The sequence below is a fragment of the Janthinobacterium sp. SUN033 genome, assembly GCF_030397595.1.
GTDB classification, from domain to species: domain Bacteria; phylum Pseudomonadota; class Gammaproteobacteria; order Burkholderiales; family Burkholderiaceae_D; genus Janthinobacterium; species Janthinobacterium kumbetense.
Genome location: NZ_JAPQNV010000011.1, coordinates 1 through 6486, shown reverse-complemented (window position 1 = coordinate 6486; position 6486 = coordinate 1). Strand labels below are relative to the sequence as shown.

Here is a 6486-nt window from a genome sequence, read left to right as displayed (position 1 = left end):
ACTGACATCAAATGCCCACACTTATCGACTGTTAATTGTTAAAGAACTGTATTCGGTTACTGCTTTCGCGCTATCGACAAAGCGTTGTGTTTGTCAGCTGCGAAGAAGGAAGAGTATGAAGCATTTCGCTAAATCCGTCAACACCTTCTTTACTACTTATCACCGTTTCCGGTGATCCTCAACTGCCGCATTTGACTGCGTCTCATTGGGGAGGCGAACTATAGCAAAGCCACACACGGGCAGCAAGCTTTATTTCAGCAATTCTGCAACCGCCATACCGACATCCGTCGTACTGGCGCTGCCACCCATGTCTGGCGTACGCGGACCATGCTCAAGCACCTGCTCGATGGCCCGCACAATCGCATCATGCGCCGCCGTGTAATTGGCATCGCCATTGCCGAGGAAGTCCAGCATCATGGCGCCCGACCAGATCATGCCGATCGGGTTGGCGATATTCTGGCCATAGATATCGGGCGCGGAACCGTGCACCGGCTCGAAAACGGAAGGAAAAGTGCGCTCCGGATTGATATTGGCCGACGGTGCGATGGCAATCGTCCCCGTGCAGGCGGGCCCCAGGTCGGACAGGATGTCGCCAAACAGATTCGAAGCGACCACCACGTCGAAACGTTCGGGGCTCAATACAAAGCGGGCCGCCAGGATGTCGATATGGTATTTATCCCAGCGGACATCGGGAAAGCTCGGGCTCATGGCTTCCACCCGCTCATCCCAATACGGCATGCTGATGGCGATGCCATTCGATTTCGTGGCCGATGTCAGGTGTTTTTTAGGCCGGCTTTGCGCCAGCTCAAACGCATACTTCAAGATACGGTCGACACCCTTGCGCGTAAAAACGGATTCCTGCAGCACCGTTTCGCGCTCCGTCCCCTCGAACATGCGCCCGCCCACGGATGAATACTCTCCTTCCGTATTTTCACGCACCACATAAAAATCGATATCGCCCGGCTTTTTATTCGCCAGCGGGCACGGCACACCAGGCATCAAGCGCACGGGACGCAGATTCACGTATTCGTCGAATTCGCGGCGGAATTTCAACAGCGAACCCCATAAGGAGATGTGGTCGGGCACCTTGTCCGGCCAGCCCACGGCGCCAAAATAGATGGCGTCGAAATCCTTGAGCTGGGCAAACCAGTCCGAGGGCATCATTTGCCCGTGTTCCAGGTAATAGTCGCAATTGGCCCATGCCATCGTCGTGAACTGCAGGTCGATATTGAAACGGCGCGCGGCGGCCTCGACGACACGCAGCCCTTCCGGCATGACTTCATTGCCGATGCCGTCGCCGGCGATGACTGCGATTCGGTGTGTGGGCATGGGGTTCTCCTGTTATAGATAGATGCTAGATGGATGCATTGATGATACTGGCACCGCATGAGAATACAATCGGGTAATTCATAACCAAAGTATTCACATTTCGTGGTCAATCAATGAAACATACGCCGCTGCTGGAAGACTTACGCCTGTTTTGCCAGGTTGCCCATAAAACCAGCTTCGCCGGCACGGCCTTGGAACTGGGCATTTCCAAGGCCGTCGTCAGCAAGCGCATCGGCATGCTGGAAGCGGCGCTGCAAGTACGTTTGCTGCACCGGACCACACGCCGGGTCAGCGTCACCGATCACGGCGAGATCGTGCGGCAATGGGCGCAACGCATCCTGGAAGATGTCGAGCAAATGGGTGAAGCGGTAGCGCAGTCGAAACTGCAGCCGCAGGGAGTGCTGCGCATCTGCTCCAGTTCCGGTTTCGGACGCAACCGGCTCGGTCCTGCCCTATCCCAGCTGGCACGGCAGTATCCAGACCTGAAAATACAGCTGGAATTGCTCGACCGGCCCGTTGACCTGCTGGGCGAAGGTTTCGATCTCGACATTCGCATCGGCGTGGTCCACGAACCGGACCTGATCGCCCACCGTATTGCCAGCAACCAACGCGTACTGTGCGCCGCGCCCGCCTACCTGGCACGACGCGGAGCGCCGGACACCCTGGCGCAGTTGCGCGAGCATGACTGCATCGTCATTCGCGAACGCGACCAGGATGGGCGGCGCTGGAAGCTGCAGGGACCGCAAGGAGTGGAAACGGTGAAGGTCGATGGACCGCTCTCGGCCAACAATGGCGAGATCGTCCATCAATGGGCACTGGATGGCCACGGCATCATCTTGCGTTCAGCATGGGATGTGGAAAGCAGCTTGGCGCAAGGCAAGCTGGTGCGCATTCTGCCCGCGTATCAACAGGCGGCCGACGTGTGGGCGGTGACCACCTCGCGGCTATCGAACTCGGCCAAGGTCAGGGCCTGCGTGCAATTTCTGGAGCAGTGGCTGCAGGCCCGCGCCTGAGAATCGACACCAGGTATTTACACCAGGCGCGCCACATCCGGATACAGACGCGCCAGGGTATCGGAGGTGATGGACGACAGGAGGGGCAGCACGCGCTCGGCGGCTTGCTCCGGCGACTTTTCCCGGCGCACGTCTTTCCACAGCTCGGCCAGAGCAGCGTCATGGCGCGCTACCGCCTGCTCGACCTCATCCTGCCAGAAGGCCGGCGCCTCGCTTTCAACAAAGTTGCCGCGGCCACGGCCAAAGTGCGCCACCGCCAGGTAACGCAACACGCCGGCCACCACCAGGGTACGCAAAAAGGCATCGGTAAATTGCATCGTGGGCTCATTGCGGTCCGTACCGGAATTAAAACCCCAAGCTGCGCCGGCAAACGTCAGCGCACCGACCACACCGCCAAGCAAGGCCCCCGTACCCAAGGTCAAGCCGCCGGAAATCAGGTCGGCCGACAGCCCCGTCGCGGCACCGGAAATCATGGCGCCCAAGAGCCCCGCTTGCGCCTTGTCGATCGGCGCGCGCACGGCAAAATTTTCCCGTATTCGGCTATTAATCTTATGCGCATCGGTCGGATCGAGTTTGTGCAAGATCAACAGTTCACGCGTGGTCACGCTGCTGTGCGTATTGAGGCGCGCCACCAGGCTGGCCATGGCCTTTTCCTGGCGTTGCTGCTCTGCATTCTTACCGATACCCACGACCTGCAAGGCCGATTTCAGCAAGCCCCTGGATGCCGGATCAATGGCTTCACGATCCTGCCCAGCCACCGCCAGCTGCATGGCCAGCAAATGCATGGCCTGCTGGAAACGCGCCGTATTTTGCGTTTGCCAGGCAGCAAACAACCGCGCGTAGCCAGCTTGCTGCGGCTGCGGTAACAATTCACCCACGGCTTCGTAAAACACGCGCTCATGTACCCAGCAGCGGGCAAAGGCATCGAGCGCCAGGACGTCGCGCACGATCGGATACTGCTGCAAATGCTCGCGCCAGCGCGCCTGCTCGCCGTGCTCCTCATTACCCGGACGCGGCGGTCCCATCTGATTGAGCAAGACCACCACCGGCTTATCCAGCCAGGCGAGGATTTTCATTTCCGCCGGCAAGTAACCCGCGTCCCGGGGATTTTCAGAGGAGTTGACCAGGTACAGCACCACGTCGGCAGAATCCTTGGCCGTGCGCAGCGCTTGCTGGCTGAGCCAGAACGGGCGGTCGCGGTAACGGTCCAGCACTTCGCGCAGGAACCAGCCGATGGGATTGCCCGACTGCCCCAGGCGCTTGAGCAGGCGCACGGAGTCGCCGAAGCCTGGCGTATCCCATAATTGCAGGGCATCACCCTGCGGTGTCGCCAGCAAGGTATGCGATTCCGCAAACACGGTCACGTGGGCGGCGTCGCGCACTTCGCCGATATCCACGCCCACCAGGGTACGCGCCAGTGTCGTCTTGCCATTATTCGTGTGCGAAATCAGCGCGAACTGAATCTGTACCGCATCATCCTGCACCTCTTTATTCACATTCACACTCACATTCATGCTGCTGCCGATACTTTCAGCCCGACACCGGCATCGAGCGGGTGCAAGGCAGGATTGAGCAAATTGACCAGGGTGGCCGTGGTTTTGTGGAACTGGCAGAACTGTTGCCACAAGGCGATTCTTTCCGCCAGGCGCGCGCCATTATCCACCTGCTCGCCCGCGCGCTCCAGGTAGCTGGACTCGTCGATCAGGACGGCGATGCCGCGTGTCGACGATTGCGCCAGGTAATCGAGGAAGGCGCCATGATTTTCCTTTTCCGGCGTCGCCGTCAGGTTGAACAGCACGGCCGTGATATTGACTTGCGGATCATTCAGGTCGGTGTCGCGCAAGACGTCCTGCGGCTCTTCGCCATACGACATCGATGGACGCAGCATCATGCGGCCCTGCTCGCCAAACAGCATGATGGACAGCTGGCCCAGGCCCTTGTGGCGCGCCTCATCGACGGTAAAGCTGTACGGCAAGACGCGCAGCATGCCGCCCGTGGCCACGCCGATGCTTTCATTGAGCTTGCGGAAATACGGTTGATCGAGATCCAGCGGAAAATGTTTCGCCAGGCGCGCGGCGCGCCAATTGTTGACCAATGCCAGGATCAGGCGGGGAACGACCACCAGCAGGAAAATCGTTGCCGCATACAAATGCACCCAGCGCGCGCCGCCTTCGACGGTCGTCGTTTGCGGGAAACGCAGCGCTTCGATTTCCGCCAGCGAAAAGCCTTGCAAATGAAACAGGGCAATAGCCGGCGCAAACAGGGTTGAAAGCAGGCTGTGTACCTGGCTGGCGCTCAAAAAGGTGCTTTCCCAACCAGCTGCGTATTGCGACAGGAAACCGCGCGCATATAACGAGGCGACGGCGCCTATGGCAAACATGGCGGCGCTCAAGTGGATGGTACGGCTCAGGCGCGCGGCCGTCAGCTTGGCGCTCAGGTGCGCCCATTCCCCCATGAAGCTGAGCAAACCCGAGGACAAAGCGTGCGGCAACTTGCGCGGCAAGGCCAGGCGGCCCACGCTCAGGTGGCGCACCAATCCCGCCTTCGGCCAGCCGAGGGCATGCGAGGGGATGCATAGCCAGATCAGCAAGCCCAGGTAGACCAGCACGTTCCACGCGATGATCAGCAGCAAGGGTGCCGACAACAGATCCACGCGATGGGGATCCGTGATGCGGTCGAGTCCGGCGCCCAGCAGCAGTGCCAGCAGGGGTAAGGTCAGCGCCAGGGTTTTCATGCCGTTACGGCGTTTCGCGAAAGCGGCGAAGGCAGGCGTGCGTTCGGTGATGCGCTTGAGGATCAGCTCGGAACGCTGCTGCAGGAAATCGTCACCCGTCACTTCGGCCTGCTTGCCCGAAGCTTGCCACTGCGCAAGCTCACGCGCGCTGCGGCTGGCATACATGCGGTCATCCTCGCTGAGGACTTCTTTTTTCTGGTCGGCCGTCTCGATAGCACGGACCAATACCACTTCTCTCGCAATCTGCTCGTTCATGGTGCTCCTGTTTTTGTATGAAACGACAACTAGACAGGCAGATTGTGACGTACTTTTATGTTTCAGGCCAACGCGTCCTCGGCCCGGAGCAGATTATGCAGCAGATATATCAGGAAAGAGGCGATCCAGGCAGACCACAGGGTGTGCGTAAAAAATTGTGTACCTTGCAACTGTTGCTGCCAGCCTGCCGCCAAACCGCACAGCAGCATGACACCAGCGAGCAGAAACGCCGTGCCTGGCCGTCCGGGCAGGCAAAACAATGGCAAGGCCAGCATCCACCAGGCAGTGTTCGCCTGCATGGTGGGCAGGCAAACCATGGCAGATGCATTGGCGGGCAATGTTTCCAGCAAGCGCGTGTATGGCGCCAGTCCGCCATAGCGCAGCAAATCCGTGGGACAAGGCACATCGCTGAAGGAAGAGAGCAAATAAATGCTTAACGGCACCAAGACGACCGACAGGGCCACGACGCGCAAGGCGCTGCGGCGTGAGGCCAGCCGAGCCAGCGGATGCAAGGTGTCCCAGATAGCCAGGCAGATCATGGCGCAGCCAAGCGAGATCATGCCGAGCTGGAAATTGCCCGCCCACGCGCTGCCCGTGCCGGCAAATTGCCCACGCGTCCCGTCGAACATGCTGTCGGCGATCATGAGATCGAGGTTGCTGTAATTGCCGATCCAGAGTATCAGCATGGCCGACAGCATCAAGACGCTATCGATGCCTTTGGGAGTTTTGACGAGTTTAAGCTTGGCCAACATGGATGCACACATTTACTTGATGGGATGAAAGGGACTGGCCACCCAAGGGCAGCAGCCATGCAAGCCATCGTACAGTGTGAATATGAAGAGAACATGACGGTGCCCGCAGTTAGCAACATGGGCCGGGCAAGATAGGCATTTTTGCGGCACACTTCCCCCCGCAAAAAGCGCTCGCGAGCGATAACTTCGCGCAACTTCGCCGTACGCACGACAAAAAGCGCGCACCGGGCAAGCCGCCAGACGTAAAAAACCCCAACCGGATCACCGGAAGGGGTTTTTTCGAATAACAAGCCTGACGATAACCTACTTTCACACTGGTTGCAGCACTATCATCGGCGCAAAGTTGTTTCACGGTCCTGTTCGGGATGGGAAGGGGTGGGACCAACTTGCTATGGTCATCAGG

The 6486-nt window shown here is 59.2% G+C and carries 5 protein-coding genes and 1 rRNA gene; 1 reads left to right on the top strand and 5 read right to left on the bottom strand.

The features are described from left to right. Nucleotides 1-249 precede the first annotated feature (249 nt). Nucleotides 250-1329, bottom strand: coding sequence for a tartrate dehydrogenase (locus OX460_RS28430; protein WP_289900655.1), 1080 nt, complete (start codon nt 1327-1329; stop codon nt 250-252). A gap of 113 nt (nt 1330-1442) precedes the next feature. Between OX460_RS28430 and OX460_RS28425 the strand changes: the two genes are divergently transcribed. Continuing rightward, nucleotides 1443-2342, top strand: coding sequence for a LysR family transcriptional regulator (locus OX460_RS28425; RefSeq protein ID WP_289900654.1), 900 nt, complete (start codon nt 1443-1445; stop codon nt 2340-2342). A 17-nt stretch (nt 2343-2359) separates the two neighbouring features. Here the strand turns inward: OX460_RS28425 and OX460_RS28420 are convergent, their stop codons facing one another. From OX460_RS28420 to rrf, 4 genes are all read right to left on the bottom strand, one after another. Continuing rightward, nucleotides 2360-3856, bottom strand: coding sequence for a DUF3482 domain-containing protein (locus tag OX460_RS28420; protein ID WP_289900653.1), 1497 nt, complete (start codon nt 3854-3856; stop codon nt 2360-2362). Further along, nucleotides 3853-5331, bottom strand: a complete 1479-nt coding sequence (locus OX460_RS28415; protein WP_289900652.1) for a DUF2868 domain-containing protein — start codon at nt 5329-5331, stop codon at nt 3853-3855. Before OX460_RS28415 ends, OX460_RS28420 begins: the two co-directional genes overlap by 4 nt. Nucleotides 5332-5393: 62 nt before the next feature. After that, the gene (locus OX460_RS28410) at nt 5394-5975 is read right to left on the bottom strand and encodes an acid phosphatase (protein WP_289900651.1); all 582 of its coding nucleotides are present in this window, start codon (nt 5973-5975) and stop codon (nt 5394-5396) included. Between the two features lie 398 nt (nt 5976-6373). Continuing rightward, a 5S ribosomal RNA gene (gene rrf, locus OX460_RS28405) occupies nt 6374-6486 on the bottom strand.

What these genes read in the sequence shown, in the direction of transcription:
- OX460_RS28430 (WP_289900655.1), bottom strand. Translation starts at nt 1,329, where the DNA reads ATGCCCACACACCGAATCGCAGTCATCGCCGGCGACGGCATCGGCAAT.
- OX460_RS28425 (WP_289900654.1), top strand. Translation starts at nt 1,443, where the DNA reads ATGAAACATACGCCGCTGCTGGAAGACTTACGCCTGTTTTGCCAGGTT.
- OX460_RS28420 (WP_289900653.1), bottom strand. Translation starts at nt 3,856, where the DNA reads ATGAATGTGAGTGTGAATGTGAATAAAGAGGTGCAGGATGATGCGGTA.
- OX460_RS28415 (WP_289900652.1), bottom strand. Translation starts at nt 5,331, where the DNA reads ATGAACGAGCAGATTGCGAGAGAAGTGGTATTGGTCCGTGCTATCGAG.
- OX460_RS28410 (WP_289900651.1), bottom strand. Translation starts at nt 5,975, where the DNA reads ATGATCGCCGACAGCATGTTCGACGGGACGCGTGGGCAATTTGCCGGC.